Source organism: Leptospirales bacterium, assembly GCA_019694655.1.
GTDB lineage: Bacteria > Spirochaetota > Leptospiria > Leptospirales > Leptonemataceae > SSF53.
On sequence record JAIBBN010000001.1, the window covers coordinates 131,793 to 157,719 of the forward strand.

General features: G+C 59.7%; 28 protein-coding genes. 16 read left to right on the forward strand and 12 right to left on the reverse strand.

Translation table 11 applies throughout. From position 1 onward, the window contains the following. The first annotated feature begins 96 nt into the window (after positions 1-96). The 3 genes from K1X75_00670 to K1X75_00680 all read left to right on the forward strand — a co-directional run bounded on the left by K1X75_00670 (position 97) and on the right by K1X75_00680 (position 4,346). Entirely contained in the window at positions 97-1,620 is a 1,524-nt protein-coding gene (locus K1X75_00670; protein MBX7056544.1) for an MBOAT family protein, read from the forward strand. After that, positions 1,589-2,683: a hypothetical protein gene (locus K1X75_00675; protein MBX7056545.1), complete on the forward strand. Its 1,095-nt coding sequence runs from the start codon at positions 1,589-1,591 to the stop codon at positions 2,681-2,683. Before K1X75_00670 ends, K1X75_00675 begins: the two co-directional genes overlap by 32 nt. Positions 2,684-2,753: 70 nt before the next feature. Continuing rightward, positions 2,754-4,346, forward strand: a complete 1,593-nt coding sequence (locus K1X75_00680) for an OmpA family protein (GenBank protein MBX7056546.1) — start codon at positions 2,754-2,756, stop codon at positions 4,344-4,346. Positions 4,347-4,377: 31 nt separating this feature from the next. On the opposite strand, the gene K1X75_00685 is transcribed toward K1X75_00680, so the two are convergent. From K1X75_00685 to K1X75_00705, 5 genes are read right to left on the reverse strand one after another with little or no spacing between them, the layout of a single operon-like run. Continuing rightward, positions 4,378-4,698 (reverse strand): divalent-cation tolerance protein CutA, encoded by a 321-nt coding sequence (locus K1X75_00685; GenBank protein MBX7056547.1) that lies wholly within the window; start codon positions 4,696-4,698, stop codon positions 4,378-4,380. An 18-nt stretch (positions 4,699-4,716) separates the two neighbouring features. After that, positions 4,717-5,058, reverse strand: a complete 342-nt coding sequence (locus K1X75_00690; GenBank protein ID MBX7056548.1) for a P-II family nitrogen regulator — start codon at positions 5,056-5,058, stop codon at positions 4,717-4,719. Positions 5,059-5,064: 6 nt separating this feature from the next. After that, positions 5,065-6,195 carry a hypothetical protein gene (locus K1X75_00695; protein MBX7056549.1) on the reverse strand — a complete coding sequence of 377 codons (1,131 nt, stop codon included), beginning with the start codon at positions 6,193-6,195 and terminating at the stop codon, positions 5,065-5,067. Next, the gene (locus tag K1X75_00700; GenBank protein ID MBX7056550.1) at positions 6,185-7,321 is read right to left on the reverse strand and encodes a glycosyltransferase family 4 protein; all 1,137 of its coding nucleotides are present in this window, start codon (positions 7,319-7,321) and stop codon (positions 6,185-6,187) included. Before K1X75_00700 ends, K1X75_00695 begins: the two co-directional genes overlap by 11 nt. Before the next feature lie 16 nt (positions 7,322-7,337). Beyond that, complete coding sequence (locus K1X75_00705) at positions 7,338-7,781, reverse strand: hypothetical protein (protein ID MBX7056551.1); 444 nt, start codon at positions 7,779-7,781, stop codon at positions 7,338-7,340. Between the two features lie 103 nt (positions 7,782-7,884). On the opposite strand from K1X75_00705, the gene K1X75_00710 reads away from it, so the two are divergent. From K1X75_00710 to K1X75_00750, 9 genes are all read left to right on the forward strand, one after another. Beyond that, on the forward strand, positions 7,885-9,189 hold the full coding sequence (locus K1X75_00710) for a thioredoxin domain-containing protein (GenBank protein MBX7056552.1): 1,305 nt from the start codon (positions 7,885-7,887) through the stop codon (positions 9,187-9,189). A 105-nt stretch (positions 9,190-9,294) separates the two neighbouring features. Beyond that, a complete protein-coding gene (ribH, locus tag K1X75_00715; GenBank protein MBX7056553.1) occupies positions 9,295-9,678 on the forward strand; it encodes a 6,7-dimethyl-8-ribityllumazine synthase in 384 nt (127 codons plus the stop codon). Positions 9,679-9,788: 110 nt separating this feature from the next. Then, positions 9,789-10,232 carry a transcription antitermination protein NusB gene (locus K1X75_00720; protein ID MBX7056554.1) on the forward strand — a complete coding sequence of 148 codons (444 nt, stop codon included), beginning with the start codon at positions 9,789-9,791 and terminating at the stop codon, positions 10,230-10,232. 100 nt (positions 10,233-10,332) lie between these two features. Then, positions 10,333-12,435 carry a tetratricopeptide repeat protein gene (locus K1X75_00725; GenBank protein MBX7056555.1) on the forward strand — a complete coding sequence of 701 codons (2,103 nt, stop codon included), beginning with the start codon at positions 10,333-10,335 and terminating at the stop codon, positions 12,433-12,435. Next, complete coding sequence (locus K1X75_00730) at positions 12,380-13,786, forward strand: HEAT repeat domain-containing protein (protein MBX7056556.1); 1,407 nt, start codon at positions 12,380-12,382, stop codon at positions 13,784-13,786. The genes K1X75_00725 and K1X75_00730 overlap by 56 nt, the downstream gene beginning before the upstream one ends. 313 nt (positions 13,787-14,099) lie before the next feature. Beyond that, entirely contained in the window at positions 14,100-14,897 is a 798-nt protein-coding gene (locus K1X75_00735) for a hypothetical protein (GenBank protein MBX7056557.1), read from the forward strand. After that, positions 14,894-16,255 (forward strand): TIGR04282 family arsenosugar biosynthesis glycosyltransferase, encoded by a 1,362-nt coding sequence (locus K1X75_00740; GenBank protein ID MBX7056558.1) that lies wholly within the window; start codon positions 14,894-14,896, stop codon positions 16,253-16,255. The genes K1X75_00735 and K1X75_00740 overlap by 4 nt, the downstream gene beginning before the upstream one ends. Positions 16,256-16,463: 208 nt before the next feature. Continuing rightward, a complete protein-coding gene (locus tag K1X75_00745) occupies positions 16,464-16,832 on the forward strand; it encodes a hypothetical protein (protein ID MBX7056559.1) in 369 nt (122 codons plus the stop codon). Next, on the forward strand, positions 16,829-18,124 hold the full coding sequence (locus K1X75_00750; GenBank protein MBX7056560.1) for a hypothetical protein: 1,296 nt from the start codon (positions 16,829-16,831) through the stop codon (positions 18,122-18,124). The genes K1X75_00745 and K1X75_00750 overlap by 4 nt, the downstream gene beginning before the upstream one ends. Here the strand turns inward: K1X75_00750 and K1X75_00755 are convergent, their stop codons facing one another. Continuing rightward, a complete protein-coding gene (locus K1X75_00755) occupies positions 18,125-18,532 on the reverse strand; it encodes a PaaI family thioesterase (protein ID MBX7056561.1) in 408 nt (135 codons plus the stop codon). It abuts the gene before it with no gap. 101 nt (positions 18,533-18,633) lie between these two features. Continuing rightward, complete coding sequence (locus tag K1X75_00760; protein ID MBX7056562.1) at positions 18,634-19,503, reverse strand: hypothetical protein; 870 nt, start codon at positions 19,501-19,503, stop codon at positions 18,634-18,636. A gap of 91 nt (positions 19,504-19,594) precedes the next feature. On the opposite strand from K1X75_00760, the gene K1X75_00765 reads away from it, so the two are divergent. Both K1X75_00765 and K1X75_00770 read left to right on the forward strand, forming a co-directional pair. Continuing rightward, positions 19,595-19,855 (forward strand): hypothetical protein, encoded by a 261-nt coding sequence (locus K1X75_00765; GenBank protein MBX7056563.1) that lies wholly within the window; start codon positions 19,595-19,597, stop codon positions 19,853-19,855. A 1-nt stretch (position 19,856) separates the two neighbouring features. Further along, positions 19,857-20,801 carry a rhomboid family intramembrane serine protease gene (locus tag K1X75_00770; protein ID MBX7056564.1) on the forward strand — a complete coding sequence of 315 codons (945 nt, stop codon included), beginning with the start codon at positions 19,857-19,859 and terminating at the stop codon, positions 20,799-20,801. Between the two features lie 17 nt (positions 20,802-20,818). Here K1X75_00770 and K1X75_00775 read toward each other — a convergent pair whose 3' ends face one another. From K1X75_00775 to K1X75_00785, 3 genes are read right to left on the reverse strand one after another with little or no spacing between them, the layout of a single operon-like run. Beyond that, entirely contained in the window at positions 20,819-21,160 is a 342-nt protein-coding gene (locus tag K1X75_00775; protein ID MBX7056565.1) for an STAS domain-containing protein, read from the reverse strand. After that, entirely contained in the window at positions 21,157-21,705 is a 549-nt protein-coding gene (locus K1X75_00780; GenBank protein ID MBX7056566.1) for a UDP-glycosyltransferase family protein, read from the reverse strand. The genes K1X75_00775 and K1X75_00780 overlap by 4 nt, the downstream gene beginning before the upstream one ends. After that, positions 21,702-22,547 (reverse strand): sigma-70 family RNA polymerase sigma factor, encoded by an 846-nt coding sequence (locus K1X75_00785; protein ID MBX7056567.1) that lies wholly within the window; start codon positions 22,545-22,547, stop codon positions 21,702-21,704. Before K1X75_00785 ends, K1X75_00780 begins: the two co-directional genes overlap by 4 nt. Before the next feature lie 84 nt (positions 22,548-22,631). On the opposite strand from K1X75_00785, the gene dapF reads away from it, so the two are divergent. Further along, positions 22,632-23,546, forward strand: a complete 915-nt coding sequence (gene dapF / locus K1X75_00790; GenBank protein MBX7056568.1) for a diaminopimelate epimerase — start codon at positions 22,632-22,634, stop codon at positions 23,544-23,546. Beyond that, positions 23,543-24,379, forward strand: a complete 837-nt coding sequence (locus K1X75_00795) for a hypothetical protein (protein MBX7056569.1) — start codon at positions 23,543-23,545, stop codon at positions 24,377-24,379. The genes dapF and K1X75_00795 overlap by 4 nt, the downstream gene beginning before the upstream one ends. Here the strand turns inward: K1X75_00795 and K1X75_00800 are convergent. Both K1X75_00800 and K1X75_00805 read right to left on the reverse strand, forming a co-directional pair. Then, the gene (locus tag K1X75_00800) at positions 24,358-25,302 is read right to left on the reverse strand and encodes an ROK family protein (protein MBX7056570.1); all 945 of its coding nucleotides are present in this window, start codon (positions 25,300-25,302) and stop codon (positions 24,358-24,360) included. The genes K1X75_00795 and K1X75_00800 overlap by 22 nt on opposite strands. Further along, positions 25,299-25,919, reverse strand: a complete 621-nt coding sequence (locus tag K1X75_00805; protein MBX7056571.1) for a response regulator — start codon at positions 25,917-25,919, stop codon at positions 25,299-25,301. Before K1X75_00805 ends, K1X75_00800 begins: the two co-directional genes overlap by 4 nt. Between the last annotated feature and the right edge of the window lie 8 nt (positions 25,920-25,927).

The following is a 25,927-nucleotide window of genomic DNA, read 5'->3' on the forward strand; positions in this document are numbered from 1 at the left end:
TCTGGCAGCGGCGGCGACGAGGTCACGCCCAATCCCGCTGTGCAATTTATGAATTGCCGGAATGCGGCCCAGGCGCTGCCCTGGAAGCGGCGTCGCATGACCTTCAATTCCCTCAGCTTTGTTGCGTTTTTCCCGACTGTCTTGCTGATCTACTATCTAACGCCGCGGGGTTGGCGTTGGCTGCCGCTGCTTCTGGGCAGCGCCTTCTTCTACGCCTTCGGACTCTGGAAGGCGAAGGTCGCTTACTATTTCCTGCTGCTGTGCGCTTCGGTATTGATCGACTATTTTTCCGGCCTGGCAATGGAAGCCCTGCGCGGCGCGCGGCGCAGCGCGGTCTTCTGGGCGGCATTACTGGCCAATTTTTCCGTCCTGTTTATATATAAGTACTTTGATTTCTTCAACGCCAATCTGGCTGCCGGGCTGGCCAGTCTGGGCATCCCCTGGGCATTTGGCGCGCTCTCGCTGATTCTTCCGATCGGGATTTCTTTTCATACCTTTCAGGGCGCAAGCTATCTGATTGAAGTCTACCGCGGGGACCAGCGCGCCGAAAAGCATTTCGGCTATTTTGCACTCTACATACTGTATTTCCCGCAGCTGGTCGCCGGCCCCATTGAGCGACCGCAAAATCTACTGCAACAATTGCGGCTTGAGAATGCCTTCCGCTTTGATGAAGCGCGCGAGGGCCTGAAGCTGATGCTCTGGGGCCTGTTCAAGAAAGTCGTCGTTGCCGACCGCCTCGCAATCTATGTTACGCGAGTCTACGGCGGCGGACACGCGCCCGGGGAAGGCGCTTTGGAATTCCTTGGTTTTCCGCTGCTAGCAGCCACCTACTTCTTTGCCTTCCAGGTGTATTGTGATTTCTCCGGTTATACGGATATTGCCATCGGGGCCGCGCGGGTCATGGGCATCCGTCTGATGCAGAATTTTCGCACGCCATATTTCAGCGCCAGCCATGCGGACTACTGGCGTCGTTGGCATATCTCTCTTTCCGGATGGTTTCGCGACTATGTCTACTTCCCGCTGGGCGGCAACCGTGTCTCCGAATTGCGCGGGCTGTTCAATCTGATGGTCGTATTTCTTGTTAGCGGCTTATGGCACGGGGCCAACTGGACCTACGTGGCCTGGGGCGCCGTCCATGGCATTTTCGTTTTGATTGAGCGAATCTTTGAAATGGCGCTGCAGCGCGTCTCGCCGGCGGCCATAAACTGGTGGCGACGTTCTGCTTCGGGAGCTATCGAGGGCTCCTTTGGACAGCGCGCCGTGCTGCGCTTGACGCGCATTGTTCGCGTCGTTCTGGTTTTTCATGTCGCCGTGCTGGGCTATGTCTTTTTTCGGGCGCCTTCCATGGGCGATGCCTGGCATGTGATCACGCACGCTCTGGCGCCCGTACGATTCAATTTGCTGGCCTTCTACCAGGAGGAGACGCTGCGGCTTTCCGGCGTTCTTTTGATTCTCATTCTGGTCTCTATTGAGTTGATTCGGGATAGCGCCTGGTTCCAGCGTCGGCTGCCGGCGCTCAAGGCGCTTGGGCTGGGCTACTTGTTCTGGGCCGCACTGGCCGCTTTTACCTTGCTGGCGGGGGTATTCGGTGGATCAAATTTCGTCTACTTCCAGTTCTGAAGACCGCAGCTGGCTGGATCGAGGCGTAGCCTCGCCGAGGCTTCGCTGGCTTCTGCGCCTTGGCCTGTTTGGGGTCCTGCTCTGGGCCTGCGACTACGGCTGTTATTCTTTCTCGTATAGATACTTTGATAAAATCAATCATCTGGGGGCGCTGGAGAAGCCAAATCCCGTCTGGTTGGTCGGCAGCAGCCATGTGTTCTGGGGCGTGGAGCCCGAACTGTTTCGCTCGGAAACTGGTCTGTCGCTTGGCATGCTTTCGGTGCCCGGCGCCAACAATGAGCTACGCGGCGCGCTGGTCCGCGAAGTCGTAGAGCGGCACAGAGCGAGCGCGCGATTGATCATCATTGAGGCCGACGTCTTTACCTACAGCTCCAGCCGCTATCCAGAGGGCGCGTGGCAGTTGCTGATTGGCTACTACCATCGCGGCCTCTTCCGCGACTATTTGCAGCGGAAATTTAGCGAGAGCGAACCTTACTTTCAGTTTTACAGAGCGCTGCGCAGCTATACGCTCAGCTCCGATTTTGGCTACATTGGCATGCGCTTCTGGAAGCTGATTTTCGGCGACCTGAGCGTCGCCCTTCGTCAGCTGCTGCAGCTTCCCCCGGAGTCCCTGGCGGACTATGGCGCAGCGCCCCCGCCGGGAGGGACGCTGCCGGGCGTCGGGTCGGTCGAGGCTGATACGCCTCGGGCGCGAGACTTGCGCATCCAGGAGTGGCGCACTCTCTACGGCGATTTTGTTGGCAAAGTTGAACTTTTGGAATTGGTGCAAATGGACATGGCCGCGCGCGAAGCATTGCGCGACCCGCAGGCCCAGGTTGTCCTGCTGGAGACGCCCAATGCGAACTGCTTTCCTGATCGTCAGCGGGAACTGGATGCGGTGCGGGCCATTACGCGGCGCATTGCCAGCGCCAATCCCCGACTGCATTATTTGCGCATTGAGCCTCAGATCTTTGAAGAGGATTTTTCGCTCTACCTCGATGGCTCCCATCTATCCCCGCTGGGTCGGGCGCTCTATACCAGGGCTCTGATCCGGGCCCTGCAACGGGAGTCGCTGCTGCCCTGAGCCCCAGCTCAGCATAGTTATTTTTGACGGCGTAGCTCAAGCCGCCGGCCAGAATTCCGATGAAAGCAGCGTGAAGCTTATCCGTCGCGCCCTGCCTGGCCTCTTGCTGCTAATGTTCGCTGCATCGTGGAGCGTCCTGCGTGCGCAGGCCGCAATGCCTGGGGGGACGGAATCGTCCAGCGGGCTGCGCGCCGCACCCGCGCCGCTCAATAGCGTCGGCCATGACTTTGCTCCAACGCTGAGCGCCGACGGCAAGACGATGATCTTTGCGTCGCGCCGCGGCGACGCCGAATATGCAGATCTTTATGTTACTAACTTCCGAGACGGCCGTTGGTCGGACCCGCAGGCCCTCGACCAGTTGAATTCGCCCTTCATCGATGAAACGCCCTTTCTGGTTCCCGATGGCAGTATGCTCTTCTTTGCTTCGAACCGCGATGGAAGCGTCGAGAGTCGCGACGAACAGGGGCGCCTGCGCGTTTCAATGGACCTGTACGTATCCCGGCATAGCGCTAGCGGCTGGACCGCGCCGCAGCGCCTGGCCGGCGAGGTAAATTCAGAGCTGACCGAACGCAGCCCGGCGCTTGACCAGCAGAGCGGCATTCTTTACTTTTCTCGACAACCGATTGGCGATATCAGCGCCACGCAGATCTTTCAGGCCCGCTACCAGGATGGCGCCTTCGTAGACGTCCGCGCATTGCCAGCGCCGGTTAATGTCGGCGCCACAGATGCCTCGTTTGTGCCGGCGCCAGGCAAGCACGGCTTTTACTTCACTTCCCGTCGCAGCGGGGGCCTCGGTTACGATGATATATATTTTGTAAGTTTTGAGGATGGCCGTTTTGGACAACCGATCAACCTTGGTCCCGGCATCAACAGCGCAGAACGCGATCTGGCCCTCGCGGTTGGCGGGGACTGGATTATAGTTTGCTCGACGCGGTCCGGCGGACCTGGCGGCGTCGATTTGTTTCTGGAACGCGTAGCGGCGCTGCTTGAACTTCAAATAGAGGTTCGCGATCGTCAGAGCCGCGCGCCACTGCCCGGCGAGGTAGAAAGCTCCATAGATGGACAGGCCTTTCAGCGCGCCGCAACCGATGCACAGGGTCGTCTGGATCTACAGCTCGATAGCGGTGCGCGCGCCATTCGGCTGCGCATCAGTCGCCGCGGCTATCTGCCTTACGAGCAGGACTTTGTCCTGAATCCAGCGGAAAATTCCCTGCACTCAGAGAGCGGATCGCAGATTCCCCGGCAAACCCTGGGCGTCGCCGAAACATCGCGGCATTTACTGGCCGAACTGTTGCCGATCCAGACTGCCGCGACCTTCGACTTGCGCGCCATTCAATTCAACTACAATGAAGCGACCCTGCGATCGGACAGCGCAGCCAGTCTCGAACAGCTGGACCGCTTCCTTCGTGAAAATCCCGAACTGCGTCTGGAAGTTGTGGGGCATACCGATATGCACGGGGATCCGGATTACAATCAGCAACTGAGCGAAAGGCGCGCCGCAGCTGTCATTGAAGAGCTCAAGCGACGCGGAATCCAGGGCGCGCGATTGCAGGGACGCGGCGCCGGCATGTCGCAGCCACTGAGTAGAGAGAACAGCGATGCCGCCGACGAACGCAATCGACGCACCGAATTTCGCGTGCTTTCCGCGTCCGCCGGCCACTGAGCGGGCAAACGGCGGCCGACTGGGAGCGGCTCTAAGTCAAACGAGTGCTGTCGCGCACCCACTGCAGATAGGCCGGTGCGCCGTCAGCCAGGGGCCAGTCGACGATGCAAGGATTGTCATAGCTGTGCAAGGCGGCGAGTCGCTGGCGCAGTGCGCTGAGCCTCGCTTCGCTGGTTTTCAACAGTAAAACCGTCTCCTGATCACGCTGCAATTCTCCCTGCCAGAAGTAAATAGAGCGCATCGCCGGCAAAATATTGGCGCAGGCCGCCAGCTTCTCCGCAACAGCCGCTTCGCCGAGCTGCTCCGCTTGTTCGACGCTGGCGCAAGTTACATAGACGAAATAGACATCCATAGATTTTTCCGTCGGCGATCAACCGATCGCATCCTGGCCGCGCTCGCCGGTACGGATGCGCACAACTTCCTTGAGCTCGGTTACGAAGATTTTGCCATCTCCAATCTGCCCGCTGCGGGCGCCCTGGCAAATCGCCTTGATCGTTGGCTCGACAAATTCTTCGTTCACCGCAATTTGCAACACAGTCTTATTCAGCAAGGTCACTTCGCTGCGCGCGCCACGAAAGCCCTCGTCATAGCCGCGCTGCTGACCGCAGCCGACAGCCGAAAAGACAGTCATCTTGGCAACGCCCGCACGTTGCAGCGAAGCTTTAACGTCGCGCAACTTGTGTGGCTGGATAATCGCAGTAATCAGTTTCATAATATGCTACTTCAGATGGATGATCTGAAAGCCGCTGTAAGCGTCGTGGCCGTGGGCGCTGAGGTCGAGTCCGCGCAACTCCTCCGCTTCGCTGACGCGCAGCCAGCCCATTTTGCGCAGCAGTAGCGCAGGAAGCAGCGTGCCCAGAAAGGCGCCGCCGGCCATCAAGGCAGCGTAGGCAAGGCCGCCAGAGAGAAAAGGATCGCTGCGCAACGCCGCGGCCAAAGGTCCAAGCAATGCTCCCGTCAAGAATGGTCCGGCGGCCGCTGTTGGATCATCAATGCGCAGGCGATCACAAAGCAGTACGGCTGCCGCGCCAGCGACGCCGGCTGCCAGACCAGAGAACGCCGACGCGCCTGGCGAAATCGCCATGCCGCCGCTGGCGCTCATGGCCGCCGCGGCCAGCGCTCCGCTCCAGCTGAGACTGAGGTCCGTGCGACCGGACAGGAAGCGGGACAGCAGAGCCCCGCCCAGCATGCCGCCAGCGGGCATTGCAATTAACGAAGTCGCCGACTGCAGCAATGGCCAATCGGATAGCAGAGCAAAGGCCAGCAGACCGCTGAGAAAGAAGGAAAACCCAAGCATCGAGAGCGGACTGTGGTGACCAACCAGCGGATAGATTTTCCCGTAAGCGCCGTATTTTTCGGTGCGCGGTCCGACGCTTGCTGCCAGCGCCAGGCCGCATCCGGCTGCACTGGCGAACAACCAGGCGCCGGCAGGCGCCGGCGGCGAAATCGCGTTCATCGGCAGTTGCGCTGCAAGGATCTGGGCCAGAGGCGCTATGAGCGCCGCGTAGAATACGCAAAATAGCAACACTGCGCCGCTACGCATTCGCTCCTGGCCGGCGCCGAGGGCCAGCGCCGCGCCAAGCGGCGCCAGACAGAGCAGCGGCAATCCGGCCGTTTCTTGCGAAAACGCGGCGACCTGGACGCCGCTCCAGGTTTGAAAGGCTGCCGCCGAAGTCAGCCAGGCTGCTACCGCAATAGCAAATCCCAGGCCCATTTGAAAAGCAAGACTCAAAGCATTGCGGGCGCGCAGAAGCCCCGAGCAATACGCCTGCCAGCCGGCAAAAGCAATCAATAGTAGAACTGCGGTCAGCAGGCTGCGCAGCGCTTCGGTTGTATTTTCAAGATCCATGGACAATCTCCGCAACAGCCACCGAGGGCGCTTTCAGCCGCTCATCTTCCGGCAAGGCGCCAAACTGATTGAGTATACGGTGAAAGGCGGCAAGCGTCCGGCCTCGCGAAAAATGACGCAACCGGCGTTGCTGTCCATCCAACAACGCGCCGCGCAGCGAGCGATTCTCATGCAATTCGGCGGCTACCGCCGCCACCCGGACAAAATCCTTCCGCTCGAACTGGATGCCGGAACGATCCAGCGTTTCAGGGATCACCGAGCTACGAAAGGCAAGTACCGGCAGATCAAAGTGCATACTCTCCACCAGCGGCGCAAAAAAGCCCTCGTGCTCGCTCATACTCAGGAAGACCGACGCGCTGCGATAGCAGGCGGCCACCTGGGCTGGCGAAATCATGTCCGTAAAACGTACGGCGTCGCCCAGGCCCAGCTCTTGCGCCAGACTGGCCAGCTCACTGACGTAACTGCGTACGCCAGGATGAAATGCGCCGACGAAAACCAGTTGCGAGTCAGGAATCAGTTTCCTGTAATAATAGTAAGTCTTGATCAAATCCTGGTGGCGCTTGTTGGGAAAGATTCGACCCACAAAAAGCAGCGTGGCCGGTCCGCGTCGAAACAACTCGTGACGATCCAGGTCGGTACAATCCGGGAATTGCGAAAAATCTATCGGCACCGGCATTACTTCGATGTTTTTGAAGCCCAATTCTTCCAGATCATGGGCGTTGAATTGTGAGTCGGCGGCATTGGCGGCAAATCGTCCGGCCAGTCGATGCAGCTTTTCGCGAGTGATGGCCAGCTGTTCGGCAATCGTCGGATTGTAGGGGGCCACGAATTCCGGGGGCGTTGTATTATGGTGGATCAGCGCCTTTTCTGCAGGAATGCTCTCAAAATCATTCAGGAAATCAGAATGAAAGGAATGGTGGTAGATCAGGATCGAGTTGCGTGCGTAGTGATAGCGACGATAGTGTTCAACCAGATGAGCGTCAGTCGTATGGAAATGCTGGCTGAAAATTTGCGAGCGAAAGCCAAGTCGACGCAATTCTTTCTGCAAGATAAGCGCTTCGTTGGAGATTGCGTCTCCCACGGCAAAGCCGGCGCAAAACTGATCGACTGAAACGGGCGCCTTCATTGTGATTTGCGGCGGCTCAGGGGCTCTGGGCTTCGACCAGCTTCATACGAACGCAGTCCGGGTCCTGGCGGTAGAGCCGCCGACGTTCGTTACAGTCGGCAGCGGCGGCTACGGACGCTGAGCACCGTCCGTAGCTCTCGTAGATCTCCTGATCGGTCCGCAGCGCCGCGGGCCCAGGGGCGACGCTGACCTGTCCAATCAGAGCAAACTGTCGTTCCTTGCAAAGGTCCCGGGTCATTCGGCTGAGCGTCACATCGCGTCGTTCTGGTTGATCGGCCAGACGACGGGCCACATCCTCCTTCAAGCAATCAACGATGGCGTTGCAGAGACGAGCGGCGTCCAGGTCGTAGCGCTGCCGCAATTCCGGCGAAATACTGGCCTTGTGCTTGCAATGAAGGACGCCGCTGACGCAGAGCAGGCTCAACATCGCGGCGAAAAGAGCGCGGGTCGAAAGCGACATGGTTCCAGGACAGCGCCCGAATACGACGCCTGCGGCAAGCACGAATCCAGGCCAAAGTGATTGACGCGTCTCCGGGTCGGCGCGACCGGGACGAGGCACTGTTATGTTGATCCAGGATCGTTCGAAACAACTGGCGCGTCTCGCCGCCATCCTTGGCCTGCTGGCGGCTGTAGCCGGCATTGTTCTGGCAGTCATGCTGGCCGGCAAACACAGCGGCTTCATTCAATCAGATCTTGGCTGCACCATCGATGGTCAGGACGGCTGCAAAAACCTGGGCGCCAGTCCGGACTCCCGTATCTTCTTTGGTCGCGGCCCGCACATCGCCTGGTTTGGATTGTTTTTCTACCTTTCGCTGGGCGGCCTCTTCCTCAGAATCCTGCTCTGCCCCCCGGACCGTCGCGCCGCACTGGCCGGCCTGTTGCTGGCGATGACTGTCTTTGGAACGGTCTACGATGGCTTCTTAGCCTACAAGAACCTGTTTGTCTTCGAAGTTCCCTGCCAGCTCTGTATCTATACTTACTTTGCCACCCTGGTCGCGCTGCTGGGCGCTGCACTCCTGGCATTTGACTTTCGCCAGTCGCCTGCCATGCTCGCCGCAGGCGAAGTTCTGCGCGCGGCGCTGCGCGCCTGGTATGTTTTTGCGGCGGCGTTCCTGATCTGTCTGGGCCTTGCCCTCTACTTTACCGTAGCGCTAAGAATCGATGCAGCTGGCGGCGAGGGCCGCGATTCGCGCGGCGGAATTCCGTTGCTTGGCGTCGAACGTCGCGCGGGCATTATTGCTGAACACGAAGCGCTGCCGATCGCCCCGCAATTGAATGTGAATGGCCTAACTCAGTTCGAGGGACCAGCCAATGCACCGATTGTGATTCAGGAGTTTGCTGATTTTCGCTGTCCGCATTGCTACCACGCCAGCGAGGAGTTGCGCTATCTGCAGCAACGCTGGCCAGATCGCCTGCGCGTTTACTATCGCCATTTCCCGCTCGACGCTACCTGCAATCCACAGGTCTCGCAGTCGCGCGGCGGCTACTCCTGCAACGGCGCGCAGGCGGCGCTTTGTGCGTCGGAGCAAAACATTTTTCCAAAGATCTACCACGGCATCTTTAACTTTCAGGCGACGGAACAGAATATCGGGCTTCGCGAGCTCGAGAACCTTACGGTCAGTGCGGGCGGCAGCTGGCCGCGCCTGTTGCAGTGTATGGGGTCTGCTGCCACACAGCAGCGGTTGAATCGAGATCTTGCCGATGCGCTGGCAGTCAAGGTCGAGGCGACGCCAACATTGATCATCCAGGGGCGGTTGTTCCGCGGGGCGCCGCCCATCGAGTGGATAACCGCGGTTATTGACGCCCTGGTCTTACAGAAAGAAGGTGCGGCCGCAGAGGCTGACTTTGCGGCGCGCAATCCGCTCTAAACTGGCAAGCGGGGGCAAAGCTTTGTGAAAGAAGTGCGCGGCGGAAAAAACGGGCAGGGCCAGCGGCACGCGCTACTGGTCAGTAGCTGGAACGACTTTATCACCATGCGTCTGAAAGAGGGCGCGCTGGCGGCATTGGCTGATCACGGAGTGGCCGACGACGATGTTCACCTGGCGCACGTACCGGGGGCTTTCGAGCTGGGGCCGGCGGCGCGGAAACTGGCTGGTTCCGGCCGCTACCACGCGGTGATCTGCCTCGGCTGTGTGATCCGCGGCGCAACGGCGCATTTCGATCATGTTGCCGGACAGGCGGCGCGTTTGGTTGCGCAGGCAGCCTACGATAGCGGCGTGCCGGTAATCTTTGGAGTGTTGACCACGGACACGATCGAGCAAGCCATCGAACGCGCTGGAACCAAAGCGGGCAACAAGGGATATGAATCCGCAGTGGCCGCCATCGAGCTGGTCAATCTATACAAGAAGCTTGGCTGAAAAACGCAGGCGCGCCTGGCCGCTCCGCTGAGCCTGCTTTTTCGCAGCCCTCCGGCTTTTTCAGAAGGCGCCGCAGGTCCCATCGGGAAAGCTGGCCTGTGGCAGCGGCAATGAGCGTTCCTCCAAAGCGCAGCGGGCAGAAGAAGCATCGCAACTCGCACGCCCGTGAGGTGGCCCTGCAGGCGCTCTACCAGCTGGATGTCGTCAATGCCGATCTGGACGAGACGCTGCGACTTGGCTGGCTCAATGAACCGATGGACCCACAAAGTCGGATGCACTCCGATCGCATTGTACGTGTCTGCGCCGCCCGCCGCGCGGAGCTGGATCAGGCAATTCGCAGCCTTTCACACAAGGATATCACCCAGCTCTCCTCGGTAGTACGCTGCGTACTGCGCATGGGCATGGCTGAACTGGACATCGCCGAATTGCCGGCGGATATCGTCCTCGACGACCTGCTGAACCTTACCCGCAAATATGACGGCGAGGACTCCGTAGGCTTTGTCAATGGCATTCTGGACGCCTATCTGCATCGTCAGCAGGGCGAGCCGGCCTGAGCGCTGCCGCTTCCTTTGTCCGCCGGAAAGTTCGGCCGCCCGCATAAATGTGTTTAACCTTTTCTCAATTGGGCCGGATAAATAAGGTATGGCCAGGTCTGTGCAAAATCGATTCCGTCTCGATGAGGGCGGCGTTGAACCAGAACGGACCATCTGGGCGCTCAATGATGGCGCTGCCGATGAGACAGTCCTGCTCGATGAGCCCTACGCCCGTCGCCGCGGCAGCCGGCGTTTTCGCCTGATAGCATTTGGCGGTCTGGCCCTGTTGCTGCTGCTCAGTATCGGCGCCTTTGTCTATTTTCGATTCATGCGCGAAGGCGCTGGCGATGAAGCCAATCAGCGCGAGCAGGCCTTTCAGCGTTTGGAAGAGACCTTGCAGGATCGCTACTATATTCCCGACGGTCCCTTCAGTCCGGCGCTCAATCATGCAGTAGAATTGTACCGCAATCTGGAGCGCGATGCGGCGCGCCGTGCGTTTGATGGCGTCGTCACATCAGCGTCGCCGGACCAGGAAAAGGCCATCGCTCTGGTCTACCTGGCCGTTATGGCGATGGAACAAGAGAATCTGGAATTGGCCCGTCATCATCTGCTGCGCGCGCTCAAGTACAACCGGGAATTCATTCCAGCGCTGGTGAACCTGGCCATTGTCGAGCGCAAGGCGGGCGCCATGGCCGAAGCGCGCGGCTACGCCCAGCAAGCGCGCGAACTGGCCCCCAATGATCCAAAGGTCGCTTTGCTTCTGGGCAATATTCTGGCCGAGGGTCAAGATCTGAATTCGGCGATCGGCATCTACCGCGAAGGCATTGCGTCGTCGCCAGAAGAGCCTCTCCTCTATTACAATCTGGCGCTCTCCTTGTTGCGACAGCAGAAGTACGACGAGGCCTTGCTGAACTTCGCCAGGGCTATCGAGAAGGCCGGCGCCAGCCAGATTGCCGTGCAGTCCTACGCGCAAATGGGTCAGATCTATTTCTACAAGGGCAATCTTGAGATGGCAGCGGACAATCTGCGTAAGGCGGCCGCCATGGCGCCGGACAATGGACGCTACCGCTACAATCTGGGCGTCGTCTATCTGCGCATGAACCGCGCTCAGGAGGCGGCGGCGGAGTTCCAGCGCTCGCTGGATGCCGGCGTCAATGATGTCTCCGTCTACCGTGCGCTCTCGCGCGCCTTTCTTCAGATGCGGCAGCCAGCGCTGGCCACGCGCGCCCTGGAAAAGGCGCTCTACTTAAATCCCGACGATTCTACTACGCTCTTTCAGCTGGGCGACCTCTACTATGACCAGCGTGATCTTCTAAAAGCTGCAGATGTATTCAAGCGCATCGTCAATACCACGCCTGGCGACCGCAACACGGAAGATGCCTTATTGAAGCTTGCCGCTGTGCAAATGGATCTGGAGCGCTCCAATGAAGCCATTGATACCCTGGAGCGCGCCGCCGGACTGAATCCCTCCAACGGCAAGGTCTACTATTTGCTGGGCATGGTCTACGATCGCGCCGGACGTCGCGCCCTGGCGGTCGAATCGTGGAAGAAGGCGCTGAATCGCGGCGGCGCTGCAGTGCAACTGGAACGCAGCCAGGAACGACAGATCCGCCTGGCCATGGCCGACGTCTACCGGCGCGAGGGCGCCTATGACATGGCCCTTGCCGAGTTTCGCAAGATCGCCGAGCGCAATCAGCAGGCGCCGACGATTGCCGAAGACGCCCAGCTGGATCTGGAGGTGGGCAAGACCTACCTTGATCTGCGCGATTTCAGTAACGCAGCTCGCGCTCTGGAACGAGCGGCGCAGGCGGCGGATGCCAGCGCCGAGCAGCGAAAAGAGGCTTACCTGCGTCTGGCGCAGGCTTACGCTGCCACCGGGCAAAGCGCCGATCTGGAGAATGCGCGCGCCAATGCCAATCGCGCCGCTCGACTGGATCCGGCTGACCAGCGCGCCCGTTTGCTGCAGGCCTCCATACTGGTTCAAACGGAGTCGCTGGTCGACCGCGAAAAAGCGATCGAGCTGCTGAAAGAGGTGGCGCAGTCCGATGTCGATGCTAAAACGGCGGCGCAGGCCTACAATCTGCTGGGCGTAGCATACATGAAAAACGGCGAGTATCGTCGTGCGCTGGGCGCCTTTGACCAGGCCGTGCAATTGGACCCATCGAACAATGAGGCCTATCAGAATCAACGGGCGGCAGCCAACGCCTACGAGAGAAATCTCTAGAGCAGCGCGAAGGGCGCTCTATCAAACGGCGCTGGTAGTTTCGCTTTTCATCTCCGCCTCAATCGCACTGCTTCCAGCAGAGCTTTGCGCGCAGAATCCAAATTCCGATGACCTGCGCTCGATGCTAAGCAGCGGCGGCGAGACCCGGCGGCGCGCTATCTGGTACATCCAGCAGATCGGCGCGGACGAGGTTTTTCCGGAGGCGGCTCGCCTGCTGGTGGAAAGCGACGACTACGATGACCATCGTGCGGTGCTCAACGCTATGCGCGGTTATGGCGACCGTCTGGAAGGCGCCGCTCCAAACTGGTACTTGATGCTGGATGATTATATCAATCTGGATCGACCCGCTGATATTCTGATTCAAATCATTGAACTGGCGGCGGCCTGGAAAGAACACCGGCTGATGCCAGCGCTTACTCGTCTGGCCCAGCATCCGGACGAGAGCGTACGCTCCGCCGCTTTTCGAGGCATGGCCAGCTTTGCCAACGACCTTTTGATTCCCACACTCTTGCGACTCTACTCTTCGGATCGCGCCATCTTGAAGGTTTACGCCCTGGAAGGAATGGAGCAGTTTCCAGATTCTCGATTGCAAAAGTTCATTCTCGAGGCTCTATCTTCGCCCTCCAAGTCGGTGCGCATCTATGCCGCCGCCGCACTTGCCGCACAGTCGGACGCCGAAAATCAAAGCCAGTACCTGGCGCGACAATTTGGCGATGATAGCGATCCCGAGGTACGCGAACGCATTGTCGAACTCATTGGAAGGTATCGCTGGCGTCGCCAGAGCAGCATTGTGGCCCGCGCCATGGCCGATGACTCGCCGCTGGTTCGCGGCGCAGCATTGGAGGCCAGCCTGCTGCTGGAGGATCGCAGTCTGGCGATTGCAATCGCCAGGCAACAGGAGCGTGAACTCGACGGCACCTTGAAGCTACGCAGCATCTACTGTCTGCTGCGCCTGGATTCGAGCGGCGGAGGACGGGGTCTGGCCGCAATGTTGACCGGCGATCAGGATGAACTGGTGCGCGCCCAGGCGGCCTCTGCCATCGGCATTCTCAATGAGCGCGAAGCGCTTGGCGCACTGCTGCGCGCTTTGCAGGATGATGCCAATGAACACGTACGACTGGAGGCGGCCGGCGCTCTGGCGCGCCTGGCTGATGGACGTTCGCTGGGCGGACTGGCCGACAGTGTGCGTCGGGAGAATGAGGTAATGTCTGTCCGTGCGGCAGCGGCCATGGCCATCGCCGCCATCGGAAATCGTGAATCGCGGCAGCAGCTGGCCCGCTTGAGCAGCGAGTTGCCCCCAGGAGAGATGCGTCGGCGCGTTCAGAACGTGCTACTCCGACTCCGAGAATAAGGCAGTGGCCGGCGACGATGAAATCATAGTGTCCGAGGGCAGCCCCATTCCGGAAAGCGAGCTGGTCGCCGCCGAGGTAATTGGCGAGCTCCCGGATCTGGAAAACCTGCTCAATGACGCGGCCGCGGCCCCGCCGCGCAAAGAGCGCGCCCCTGGACCTTCTGCACTGCCATCGGAAAAGTCCAATGACGCGCCGGCCGTGGAGGCCGCAGTCCCTGAAGAGTCGCCGCTGGATGAGGAGGGCGGCGCGGCAAAGGAATCTGACCCTGGCGAGTTTGGCCGCCGTCGACGCCGGCGCGATCCCTTCGCTGGCATGGAGTTCTCTTCGACCCAGGCGGCGTTGCGCTCGAAAGAGATGACCTCGCTGGCAGAGTTGAAACGTATCAAGAGCGCTCGCGTACGCCATGAGGGACGGCGCATCGTAACGGACGATGTCAAAAAGCTCAAATCGCTCTCCATTGAACCGCGTCTGCCGCCCGGCGAGTACATCAACTACTACGTCGAGCCGGTCCGCATCGAATACTACATACCTCGCGAGTCACGTTTTGCCGTGGAAACGCGCTACCTCTATGTCCCGCTGGTCGATCCAACGCCGCGGCCGCAGGATGTAGCGCTGCGCGAACATATGGAGCAAAACCGATTCGTTGACATCGTCGATTTGATGAATGAGCGGCCAATTCACATCACAGATATTCTGGAATCCTATAACAGTTTGATGAGCCTTTATGAGTCCCTCTCCAGAGCCATCCAGGAGGCCGATCAGGGGAAGGATGAGTCCTATCGTACTGCTTTCTATCTGGTCGAAACATTGATGGACTACGAACCGAGCCTCGCCGGTTTGCAGTTCCTGGGAGACTTCCTCAGCTGGGACCTCAACTGGCTGATTCGCGCTATGAATGCGCTGGGCGTGGAATTTGCCGCTTCCGATCGTAGTATCGCCTATATGATCAAGAAACGCAACCAGTACTGGGAAGATAACGAGCTCCCTTACGATGAGCGTTTTGAAATACTGGCGGCATTGTTCTTCGAGCAGGCATTTCCTAACCGCGGCCTCAATTTACAGGAAGAGGACTACTTCTACGATATCTTTGATCGCAAGTTCAAGATGTGATTCGTAGCTGCGTTTTGGTTTTCGGTCGTGCGCCCGTCGCCGGGCGCGTTAAGACGCGATTGGCAGCAATCGCCGGCGAAAGCGTGGCTGTTCAAGCATATCGGCGCTTGTTGGCTGGCGCCCTGGCCGCCGCCGCTCAGCTGGAGAATTCCGATTTTCAATTCTGGAGCGCGGAAGCGGGCGGCGAGGAGCTGCTGCATCCGCTGCTGGCGCCATATCCGCAGTGTGTGCTGAAGCAACAGCGCCAGGGAGATCTGGGCGTGCGTATGGCAAGCGCCCTGGCCGAGGCCGCTCAGTCGCTTGCCGATGAGGATTGCCTGCTGCTTGTGGGCAGCGATGTGCCGGCGCTGCGCGTTGAACACCTGCGCCAGGCTCAAACCGCATTGCACGAATCGGATCTGATTTTTGGGCCGGCGGCAGATGGCGGCTACTACCTGATTGCGATGCGCGCCGCTCTGGCCCGCAAGGATGAGAAGCTGCAGTCTTTATTTGACAATGTAGCCTGGTCGCAATCAGCAACGCTAGATCATCAAGAGCAACGAGCCGCCTCCCTGGGGCTGCGTACGGCGCGCACTGCACTTCTTGCTGATCTCGATGTGGCCGCCGATCTGATTGCCGCTCGCTCCATTGATGAGCAAGCCTGGCGCGATCTGGCGCCCGACATTCGCGTCATACTGCCTTGCCTGAACGAGCGCGCCAATCTCCCGGCAGTTCTGGCGCCGCTCCTTGCCTGCGGACTCTTTCGCGAGATCATCGTGGCTGACAATGGCAGCAGCGATGGCAGCGACCTTCTGGCCATCGAGCTTGGCGCCCGGGTTACACACTGTGCCGAGCGCGGCTATGGCGCCGCCTGTTTGACGGCCCTGGCGGATATCCGCCAGCGCGGAGGCTGTGATTGGGTAGTATTCTGCGACGCTGACGGCGCGGACGATCCGGCCTTGCTGGGGCCGCTGTTGCAGCCGCTCTGGAGCGGCGAATACGACTTTGCGCTGATTGCTCGCGACGTTCAGCTCTCGGAGGCGGGCGCATTGATGCCGCACGCCCGATTTGGAAACTGGCTGGCCTGCAGCTTGAGCGCGCTCTTTTTCGGCCGTCGCTTTCTCGATCTCGGTCCCTTCCGCGCGCTGCGCTGGGAAGCTCTGGAACAATTGCGCATGGATGACCGAAACTATGGATGGACGCTGCAGATGCAGTTGCGCGCCCAGCGGGCCGGACTGCGGATTGTTGAAATTCCCGCCGCCTACCGCCGTCGTCGCGCCGGAAAGAGCAAGGTGACATCGACGCTGCGCGGCAGCGTGCGCGCCGGTCTGGTGATTCTGTGGACCATTTTGCGCGAACGCTTTGCGGCAGTGCGCTGATGCAGGACGCGCCGGCGCCGTACTTATTTTTGGCTTTGCGCGGCGACCGGCAATGTTCATCCTCTGCCCATAGAGCTATGGCTTCAGAAAAAGAAAGTAAAGGGTCAACGCCGCCCTCTGCGCCCGCGCCAATTGAGATCGATGAACTGAGCGAGGGCGACTTTTTGCCGAAGGCAAAGCCGCCGGCGACGCCAGAGGGCGAGTCCAAATGAAGGTCCCCGGTGCGGCCGATGCGGATTTGCGCCTCCACTTCATTACCGCCGAATATCTGGCGCGTATGCGTCAGCGGGCGCGCGCCTGGAGCGACGCTTTCATAGCCCTGCAACTGGATCATTTCAAAAGGGAGTTGCCCGACTATCCAGAGCTTCAAGAGCTGCTGGAAGGCGAGCTGCATGCACGGCAGCTGAACAAGCTGCGCCGCATCATCCGAAAAACCGGCGATCAAGAGCTTCGCCAGATGCTGACGACGCTTGGCGATCCAGATCAGCGCGAGCTCGTCGCTACGGAGCTTGAGATTCGAGGCGGTGCGCGGCGTCTGGCCGATGGCGGAGCGCCGGCGGCGGCCATCGCCCGGTGAACGGACTTTGCGAACTGCACTGTCATCTCTATGGCTGCTTGCAGCTGGATGATCTGCGCTGGCTGGCAGCCCGTCGGCCGCCGCGCTGGCAGATTTTTCAAGATTCGTTTCGCCGCAGCTACGGCGCGACGCCGCCCGGCGCCGAACTGTTTGCCGATCAGCCGCAGAGTCGCGCACTATTGGAACGCACCGCCCTTTTTCGAGAGCCGGGAAATTTTCAGCGCTTTCAGACCTGCTTTGACCTGGTGATTGCCGTGGCGCATACCGATGCCGAAGAACTGCAGCAGATCGCGGCGCGCGTTGTCGGTCGACAGCAGGAGGCCTTTGTCGAATATCGAATGCTTTTTTCACCGCGCGAGGATTCCGTTTCGTTTCAAGAAAAGGTCTTCGCATTGGCGGAGGGACTTGCTTCGGCCAGCGCTCCGGGACGCGAAGCGCGTCTGCTGGTCTCGCTGCCGCGCGATCCGGAGATGCGGCAATTGCGCTACCAGGACCTGCGCCGTCTTCTGCAGCAAAATGTCCATCTGGCTGCGACGATTACCGGCATCGATTTCTGTCACGTTGAGGAGGGTCATCCTCCACAGGAAGCCGCTCCGTTTCTGGCGGAGGTGTTGCTCGACAATCAACGGCAACCGCAGCAAGCTCTGGCGCTGCTCTATCATGTAGGCGAGAGCTTTCAAGATAAGAGCGTGGAGAGCGCAACGCGCTGGTGTCTGGAAGCGGCGTGGTCTGGCGCCCATCGTCTGGGGCATTGTGTTGCGCTTGGCGCGGCGCCCGAATTGTACCTTGGCAGCGTGCGCAAGGAAAGTGCAAGGGAACGTGCAGCGCAGATTGCATTTGAACTGTGTCACCAGGAGAGTTTGTCAGCGGCGGGCTACAGCCTGGATGTCCGGGCCTTGCAACAGGAGCGCCAGCAATTGAGCTCCGCCGAGGCTCCGGAGCTGGTCGAAACGCACTATGATTCGGAGCGCGTCAATCGGCTGCGCCTGTTTCAAGACTGGGCGATGGCACAGATGGCACAGAGTGCGGCCATCATTGAAAGCTGCCCGACCTCCAATTTACGCATCGCCGGTCTGGGCGACGCTCGCCATCATCCGCTGCCGCGTTTTCTGGCAGCAGGCATCAAGACTTGCCTGGGCGCTGATGATCCGGGCATCCTGGACTGCTCGCTGGCCGACGAGTTTGCACTGGTTGCTCGCTGGCCGAGAATTGCCTGGGCTCAGCTGCAACGGATGAAGGAGCTGGCCTGGGACTCCCGCTCGGAATGCCTGGTGCGCGACGTAGCGGTATAATCAAGCGTCTTCGCGCTCGATGTACTTGCCTTTGCCGCGGGCGACAATCTTGCCAATCTCGTTCTCGATCTCGGCGCGATTCTCGACGATGCGCCGATTCTTCTTAACAAACCAGCCGCGCAGATACAGATTTTCGCCAAGCATCGCCGGCTGCAGATAACGAATGGTAAGTTCGCCGGTGGTTGTATCAAAGTTCATGGCGCTGTTGATTTGCGCCATGATTTCGTCGAGGATTACGGCCAGCACGCCGGGGTGCACAGTATTGTCTTCGCTTTGAAACTTGGGCGGGCAGCGGTATTCGCCGTAGACCGTGCGGGTGTCTTCGTCAAAGGTCAGCTTGAGCTGAAGCCCGTCCGGATTCTCCTGACCGGAACCAAAGCTGAGGTTGCTGTTGCGGGCAGCCATCAGGAAACGTCGGCCATTGATAGGTCCGTCCCAATTTGCGTCAAGCAAGTTTTGGGCCGCATCGCCGAGGGCCCGATATGCACGCCGGGGAGCGCAATACGAGCTTACACACGCTTGTGACGTTGCGTCCAGCTTTGCAGTGCGCGCTCGCGCAGCATTCGCTCCTCGGCGGCTTCATTGGCGGCCTCGGTAGGTAAGTCCTGCGCAGCAACAATTTGCAGCATGCGCCTCGCGCGCTCCGGAAAGTTGGTAAAGACCCCGCTGGCGCCTAACTGTCGCGCCAGCAAAATCTCCGCAGCGCTGTTAGCAGTATAGGGAATGACGCGCATACCGCGATTGCGGGCTTCGCTGCACAAACGTGCGCTGGTACGCTGCAATTCAGGATGAATACTGCAGGGCCAGAAACGCTGGCGCCACGCGTCGAGCAGGCGATCGTCTACGGGCGCCTCCAGCAACAGACCCAGCGCCAGATCGCGATTTGCCGCGCGCATCAAATCCAGGAATCGCCATTCAAATGAAGATACAATGACATGATCCTGCATCCGTCTGGCAGCTATGATCTGCAAAATTTCGGCGCAGACCTGAGAAGCAATGAGCGTACTGCGATAGCACTCCGGCTTGATTTCAATATTCACCACGCCGCCACAGGCTCTGGCCAGCCGTAAAATCTCGCCCGGCGTTGGCGGTCGCATGCCATGAAACCCTGAGGCCATCCATGTGCCTGCCTCCAGTTTGCGAATGTCGGCGAAGTTGCTCTCCGCCGCCGGGCCGCGACCGGAAGTTGTGCGATCCAGGATGTCGTCATGCAAGACAATGAGGCGACCATCGCGCGTAAGAGTGAGGTCAATCTCAACGGCCGGTGCGCCGGCGCGGTAGGCAAGAGCGCAGGAAAAAAGCGTATTCTCAGGGGCTGCCGCGCTGTAGCCGCGATGGGCAATGATCCAGAAATCATCTTCCGCTGGCCGGCGAAGCATTGGACCAGCGCGGCGCGGCCGCAGGGAGGCGCCATCAAAAAAGGTTTTCGCCACGGCCGCCCTCCGCATTTCTGGAGCTGCGACCCTCGCAGTGGAACAAGCGATGCCCAATCAGGATGATGGCGATTCTCTGGAAATGATCCGCTCGGCGGCCTATTTTCTGATCGGCGCCTTTCTCAAGCTGGAGGAAGGTCTGCGCTGGCAAGCGGCGCGTTTGCTCATCCGCTGGAATGAATTGGTGCTCAAGGGCGAGGATGACGACAGCCCGGAAGCCCTGGCGCTAAAGAAGAGCCTGGATGATTTTCTGGAAAAGCTGAAACAAAGCAAGAGCAAAGGCGGTCCGGAGGCTTGATGTGCAGTGGCTGCGTCGATTGCCGGTAACATGCTTTGTTTCGCTGTTAGCCCTGGGCGGTCTGGCTTTGTTTCAATACTGGCGTTTCAGCGGGGGAGTTGAACGCGAAGATCTGTTGCTGTCGCAGTGGGCCTTCAGCATGGATGGCTTCTGGTATGAGCGCCGCATCTGGCAGCCGTTGAGCTACCTATTTGCGGGCGACAATGCCTTGCGCGTCGTGTTGCAGCTTTTTGCATTTTCTCTGGCGGCAATCATTCTGGAACCAGCCCAGGGTTCGCTGCGCTTCGTGGCGCTATGCATCGCATCCTCCGCCGCTGGCCTCGGGCTGTTCGCCGTGATGGCCGCGCCGGAGCAATGGGTCAGCGGAATGGATGGCATCCTTGGCGGACTATTGATGGTGCTGGCGATCTATCGCCCGGCAGATCGCACTCTGCTATTCTTTGCCATACCGGCCAGCGCCTTTCTGGCGGCGGCTGCTTTGCTGGCGATGGATCTGGCGCTTACTGGTCTGGCTGGCGGTTCGCCCTGGGCCGTACTGGGCGGGGCGCTGGGAGGATTCCTTTACGCCCGATTTGCTTTGCAAATGCGTCGCGAGGAGCTTGCCTGGTCCGCCTTTCGGCGGCGCCTGGCCGCAAGGAAGGATAAGTTGCGCGCCAGTGAATGGCAGGCGCCGACGGGCGATCGTGCGGCGACATCTACAGGCAACAGTCAGCCCGGCGCCGTTGACAGTCTCAAGCCGGATGCCGCTCGCCTTGACGCGCGCCGCGCCGCTCTGGACCAGATTCGGCGCAGTGACGCGCCAGCAGAATCGGGAAGGCCTCCGGCCGACGAAGCAGAGAAAAGTAAGGGCGCCACACAAGCAGGGACAGAAGGCGCGCCAGGCGACAGGCAGGGCGGACCGAAGCTACGCTACGATCCGGCGGCTGGCACATTTAGATTGGAATAGAAACGCGCTCCAGCAACTCAGAAGTCGTAGCTTTCCAGCGCTTCATCCACGGTGCGAAAAATTTCAAAGACTGAGGAGAGCTTGGTAATCTCCATCAGATTTTCGACATCCGAATTGAGTCCGGCAAAGACCAGGCGGCCCTTGAGATTGTCGACATGCTTATAAATGTTCAAGAACACGCCAAGGGCGGCGGAATTTACAAACGGCACCTTTTTCATGTCGATGATGAACTTTGGCGCCTGGCCCGGCTTGATGTATTTCTCCATCTTTTCCGCCAGGTTGTACTCATCGCCGGATTTGATAGCTCCTTCAATCCGGACAATGTTGACTTCGCCTTTCGTAATAACTTTCACTTTCATCCCTGAACGCGGAAACCCAGGATCTTAGATTCGTTGAATGCGATTCGATATTGGCCGGGCGTCAGCCCATCGAGTCTCCATTCCAGCCGTTGCCTGAGTCGCGATTTTTCCACGAGATCGTCTCCGTTGTAAAGCGAAATCTCCACGGGAGTTCCATTTTTCCGGCCGGCTTCCAGGCGCAGAGTCAAGACCTCCGAAATCTGCGCGAGTTCCAGCAGGACATAAGATTCAGGCAACGGAATCAACCCGGAATAGAGCACTGCTGCCTGGTCGCCGCGAAATGCAATGCGGCGTTCCACCAGCAGCGGGTAGTCCAGTAGCGCAATGCGTTGTCCGACGCTCAGTGCCGGCTGCGCTTCGAGCGCCGGGAACGTTGCTAATTCAGCGGCCGTGAAGCGATCGCCAAGGAGGCGCTGGTGCTCGGCCAGGCAGCTGTTGCAGCCAAAAACGTGGGACGAGAGGCTGAGGTCCGCCGGGCGCCAGTTGTCTGCCGGCTGGAGAGCCAGCGCGATCCGTTCTTCCAGTTCCGGACAATCACTGTTCATGCCAGCTCCTCTGCCAGCGCGGCCTGGCAAATTCCGCCAGTCAGCGTCTGGCGCATCAAGTTCAGTGCTCGCTCCATTCTTCGCGCAATGGTCGATTTGCTTACGCCCACCAGTTCTGAGATCTCCTGTACGGAAAGGACTCCGCGTTCGGTGTGCAATCGTTGCAGCACGCGTTGGCGCGCCTGCCGCCAGCGGCCGCGTATACTTTCATCGCTTGCCGCCCGTTTCCAGCGCTGCAGTCGGATGGCGCTGCGCTGCAACTGGTCGCTTTTGATCGCGGCCTGCGCGCGACGCTGATGATATTTTTCCAGAAAGCTGGCCGCCGCCGCAGGATGAGTAGAACAATCGGCGACGCTGCGCAAATCTTCCAGATTGAGCTGAAAGCCATGGTAGAGTTTGAGCGGCAGTCGGCATTCGGTTGGCAAGTCCTCGACGGCTTTACGAACCTGCTCCTGATCGCGATAAACGGCGGGTGCGAGAGCCTCCGAATCCGGAGCGCGGATGGTCTCTTCGACGAACTCAGTATCGAGAAAATACTCCAGCGGGCTGCGCTGGCTTCGCTGAAAATTGCGGAATTCAAGTCGGAGATAAGCCGCCAGATAGGCGCGAAAAGGCGCGTCTTGCCGCGCCCGGTAGCGTTCCATTAAGGCAGAAAAGCGCGGCTGCATATACAGGTAGAATTCGCCGACCACGTCCGGCTCCGGACTCAGGCGAGCGCGAACAAATCGGACAAAGAAATCGGAAACGCCCGCTAAGAGGTCGTTCAGGTCCTGGTTTTTCCAGTAGGCGCTCGGAAGGTCGCTGAGATCCCCGTGCGGGGCTGTTTTACGAAAGCCGGACATCTGATTACTCCCGTTTGCCGCACGCACTTCGTACCTTATTTTTTCTGGCGCCCGGGAGGCGCGGCAGGATTCCAATACTCCAGGATGTCCGACTGGATCGAGTTTGTGAAAATGGAGGGAACCGGGAACGACTATCTATTCCTGGATACGCGGCGTGTCCCGGCGCCGGCCTTCAGCCCTGCGGAGATTAGCTTCCTGTCGGACCGGCGTCGCGGCGTGGGCGGCGATGGTCTGGTGCTGATAGGCCCTTCCGCCAGAGCTGCAGGCCGAATGCAGATGTGGAATGCTGATGGCTCATCCTCGGCCATGTGCGGCAATGCGCTGCGTTGCATTGCCCTCTACCTTGCGCGTGATCTGGGCTGCGATGATCTGACGCTGGAGAGCGACGTTGGCCTGCACCAGGCGCATGTCGATCGAGAACACAACCAGGCCCGCGTTCAGCTGCCGCCGCCGTCCTTTGCGGCCCAGACCATTCCATTCCTGTCGGAGCAAAGCGATGCGCCTTTACATTTGAGCGGTCCCCTGATTACAGCAACGCTGCAGGCTGCAGGGCGCAACTATGAGGCGCTGCTGGTATCCATGGGCAACCCGCACGCTGTGATCTTTGTCGAAGATGTTGAGGCGATTGCTATCGAGGAGATCGGGCCGTTGCTGGAAAACCACCGCGCCTTTCCTCAGCGCTGCAACATCGAGTTTGTGCAGACGATGGGCTATGGAGAATTCCGCCAGCGCACCTGGGAACGAGGCAGCGGCGAAACCCTGGCCTGTGGCAGCGGGGCCTGTGCCGTCCATGTTGCGGCATCGCTCAGCGGGCGCAGCTCCGCCGAATCGCGAATTGCACTGCGTGGCGGCGAATTGCGAGCCGCCTGGAATCCGGAGGCCAGAAGCGAAGGGGTATGGCTCAGCGGCGAAGTGCGTCGTTGCTTTGAAGGTCGCTTTGATTTGCCGGCTCTGCGCAGCAGTGCGGCCAGTGCGGCCAGTGCGGGGCTGGCGCAATGATTGCGCCCAACCAGCTGGGGCCGCTCTCAGATTTTGAGCGCGATCTGCTGGCAGCGCTCTTTGAGGCCAGCGAGTCCGACTACCACCGGCTGATGATGTCGCGCCTTTCCAAAACCGGTCGACTGGGCGATGTCTTTTCCTGGATGGTGGCGCGCAATGTGCCCTGCTTTGTGGCGGCGCGTTTCTGGCCGCAGCTTCGCGGCGCGATCGAGGCGGCGCAAGGTCGCGTTGCCTTTGCCGCAGCAGAACCCGGCTGGCGCGGAAGAATTGGCAATCTTCAATCCAGAATTGTCGAACAAGAACAGGGTTTCCTGCTTCAGCTGCGCAAGAGTTACTGGATGAGTTCCAATGCCGCCCTGGCGCTGGCGCGGAGCGAGCAAACCGAGGATAGTATCGCCCTGGTCTGGATCGATGATTGCAGCTCATTGCCGCTTCAAGTCCGCGAAGAAGCGGAGCTCACTCTGGAGCGCGGCGCCGCAGCGGCGCTGCGTCACTTCTTTGTCGAGACGCAGCTGAGCGTGCCGGCCGACAGAGTGCGCCACATCGCAGTGGCAGAGTACAAGCGCATGGCGACGCAGATCCCGCGGAGGGAGTACAGCAGCCTTGCTATTCTGGCCCCCTCTCTGCTGCTGCGCCAAGGCATTCCGGAAGATCCCAGAATCGACAATTTGCGCAACGAGTTGCTGGCCGCGCGCGACCAGGCTACCCTCGGAGGTCAGCAGCAGGCTCAAGCGCGAATGTTGCTGGAGAATTTTTTCAGCAAGGCGCAGCAGGCAGGTCTGGAATTGCCTCCGATGCTGCAACGTATGCGTCAAACACTGGAAGGCAAATGAGCTTCCCCTGAGTCAGCGGCGCCAAGCCAGGCGGCGCCAAAGACGCCCGCTGAATCGCCCAGCTCATTGCGGACGATAGGCGTTTGCAGTTGAGGGTGAAATGCAGAGCGCCGCACACGCACTACACCTTCAGTATAGAGTTCGTCAAAAGCGGAAAGGCCGCCGCCCAGCACCACGCAGTCTGGATCGAGAACGCTGATCAACCCGCCCAGAGCGCGTCCAAACTGGTTGAGAAACTCATCAATGGAAGCGCTGGCAGCCGCATCGCCCCGGCGATAGGCCTCGATGATCTGTGGTGCGCCAAGGTCCTGCCCGCAACGATCTCGATGGCGGGCCTGCAGGCCAGAGCCGCTGATTACAGTCTCAACGCAGCCATGTTGTCCGCACCAGCAAAGCGGACCCTGCGGATCAATGCTCAGATGACCCCACTCTCCGGCAATGCCATGGGCGCCGCGCCGCGTCCGTCCCTGCAACACGATGCCGCCGCCGCAGCCGGTGCCCATGATTACGCCAAATACACAATCATAGCCGCGGCCGGCGCCGGAGCGCGCCTCAGCCAGTGCAAAACAGTTCGCGTCGTTTTCGATTGCGACCGGGAAGCCAAAGGCCCGGTCAAGATCAGATTGTAACGGATGACCTATGAGCTCTGTCGTGTTGGCGTTGATCACGCGACCGTCACGGCTGTCGATCACGCCAGGAATGCCAATGCCGACGCTGTAGCTTTGCGCCTTACTGCTGGCTGCAGCTTCCTGCGCCAGCTCAACTACCGCATCGACGATAGCCCGGTATCCAGACTGCCTGGGAGTCGCTCGCCGCTGCCGAAAAAGTGCGACGCCCTGGGAGTCCAGGGCGATCGCCTCAACCTTGGTGCCTCCAAGGTCAACGCCGATATGCAAATCGGCCACGGCCTGTAAGTGCCTCAGCCAGAAATGGCGCGCAGTGCTGAATCCAGCGCCTGCTTGAAATCGGCCGCGCTGAAGGGCTTGTAAAGTACCGCCGCAACGCCCATCTCGCGCAAACGCGCCTCCGGCGTTTTGTTTTTATGGCCGGTGATGATGATCACTTTGGTGTGCTTGAATTCTGGCGTTCTGGCGATTTTCTCGACAATCTCAACTCCGGACAGCCCTGGCATGAAAATGTCCAGAATGGCCAGATCGGGGCGAGAAAGGCCCATTTGAATCAGCGCCTCTGGACCGGTGCCACAGGGAACGATTTTCGCTTCCGGGTAGCTGCGGCTGATTACAGTCTTAATCGAATCGCGCAGCTGATTATCATCGTCAGCTACCAGGATGCGCCGGGAGACGGCCGGTGCACGGCTGGCCGCCGGAAACTGGAACTTGTGTAAGAATTCGATGAAATCCTCGCGCTTTACGCGCCGGTGGCCGCCCGGCGTGCGAAAGGCGCGTAAGACGCCGCGATCAATCCAGCTCTGGACCGTCTGCGTGGTGACCCCACAAATCCGGCTGATGTCCGTAGTCCCCAGGATCTCAGAGAATTCCTCGGTTTCTTGCTTTGTTTGCTTTGTTTCTGTTACTTTCATTTTAAACC

Excerpts from the sequence above, each read along its gene's own strand:
- K1X75_00670 (MBX7056544.1), top strand. The coding sequence starts at position 97 with ATGACCTTCAATTCCCTCAGCTTTGTTGCGTTTTTCCCGACTGTCTTG.
- K1X75_00685 (MBX7056547.1), bottom strand. The coding sequence starts at position 4,698 with ATGGATGTCTATTTCGTCTATGTAACTTGCGCCAGCGTCGAACAAGCG.
- K1X75_00690 (MBX7056548.1), bottom strand. The coding sequence starts at position 5,058 with ATGAAACTGATTACTGCGATTATCCAGCCACACAAGTTGCGCGACGTT.
- K1X75_00695 (MBX7056549.1), bottom strand. The coding sequence starts at position 6,195 with ATGGATCTTGAAAATACAACCGAAGCGCTGCGCAGCCTGCTGACCGCA.
- K1X75_00700 (MBX7056550.1), bottom strand. The coding sequence starts at position 7,321 with ATGAAGGCGCCCGTTTCAGTCGATCAGTTTTGCGCCGGCTTTGCCGTG.
- K1X75_00705 (MBX7056551.1), bottom strand. The coding sequence starts at position 7,781 with ATGTCGCTTTCGACCCGCGCTCTTTTCGCCGCGATGTTGAGCCTGCTC.
- K1X75_00710 (MBX7056552.1), top strand. The coding sequence starts at position 7,885 with ATGTTGATCCAGGATCGTTCGAAACAACTGGCGCGTCTCGCCGCCATC.
- ribH (MBX7056553.1), top strand. The coding sequence starts at position 9,295 with ATGCGTCTGAAAGAGGGCGCGCTGGCGGCATTGGCTGATCACGGAGTG.
- K1X75_00720 (MBX7056554.1), top strand. The coding sequence starts at position 9,789 with ATGAGCGTTCCTCCAAAGCGCAGCGGGCAGAAGAAGCATCGCAACTCG.
- K1X75_00730 (MBX7056556.1), top strand. The coding sequence starts at position 12,380 with ATGAGGCCTATCAGAATCAACGGGCGGCAGCCAACGCCTACGAGAGAA.
- K1X75_00735 (MBX7056557.1), top strand. The coding sequence starts at position 14,100 with ATGGAGTTCTCTTCGACCCAGGCGGCGTTGCGCTCGAAAGAGATGACC.
- K1X75_00745 (MBX7056559.1), top strand. The coding sequence starts at position 16,464 with ATGAAGGTCCCCGGTGCGGCCGATGCGGATTTGCGCCTCCACTTCATT.
- K1X75_00760 (MBX7056562.1), bottom strand. The coding sequence starts at position 19,503 with ATGCTTCGCCGGCCAGCGGAAGATGATTTCTGGATCATTGCCCATCGC.
- K1X75_00775 (MBX7056565.1), bottom strand. The coding sequence starts at position 21,160 with ATGAAAGTGAAAGTTATTACGAAAGGCGAAGTCAACATTGTCCGGATT.
- K1X75_00780 (MBX7056566.1), bottom strand. The coding sequence starts at position 21,705 with ATGAACAGTGATTGTCCGGAACTGGAAGAACGGATCGCGCTGGCTCTC.
- K1X75_00785 (MBX7056567.1), bottom strand. The coding sequence starts at position 22,547 with ATGTCCGGCTTTCGTAAAACAGCCCCGCACGGGGATCTCAGCGACCTT.
- dapF (MBX7056568.1), top strand. The coding sequence starts at position 22,632 with ATGTCCGACTGGATCGAGTTTGTGAAAATGGAGGGAACCGGGAACGAC.
- K1X75_00795 (MBX7056569.1), top strand. The coding sequence starts at position 23,543 with ATGATTGCGCCCAACCAGCTGGGGCCGCTCTCAGATTTTGAGCGCGAT.
- K1X75_00805 (MBX7056571.1), bottom strand. The coding sequence starts at position 25,919 with ATGAAAGTAACAGAAACAAAGCAAACAAAGCAAGAAACCGAGGAATTC.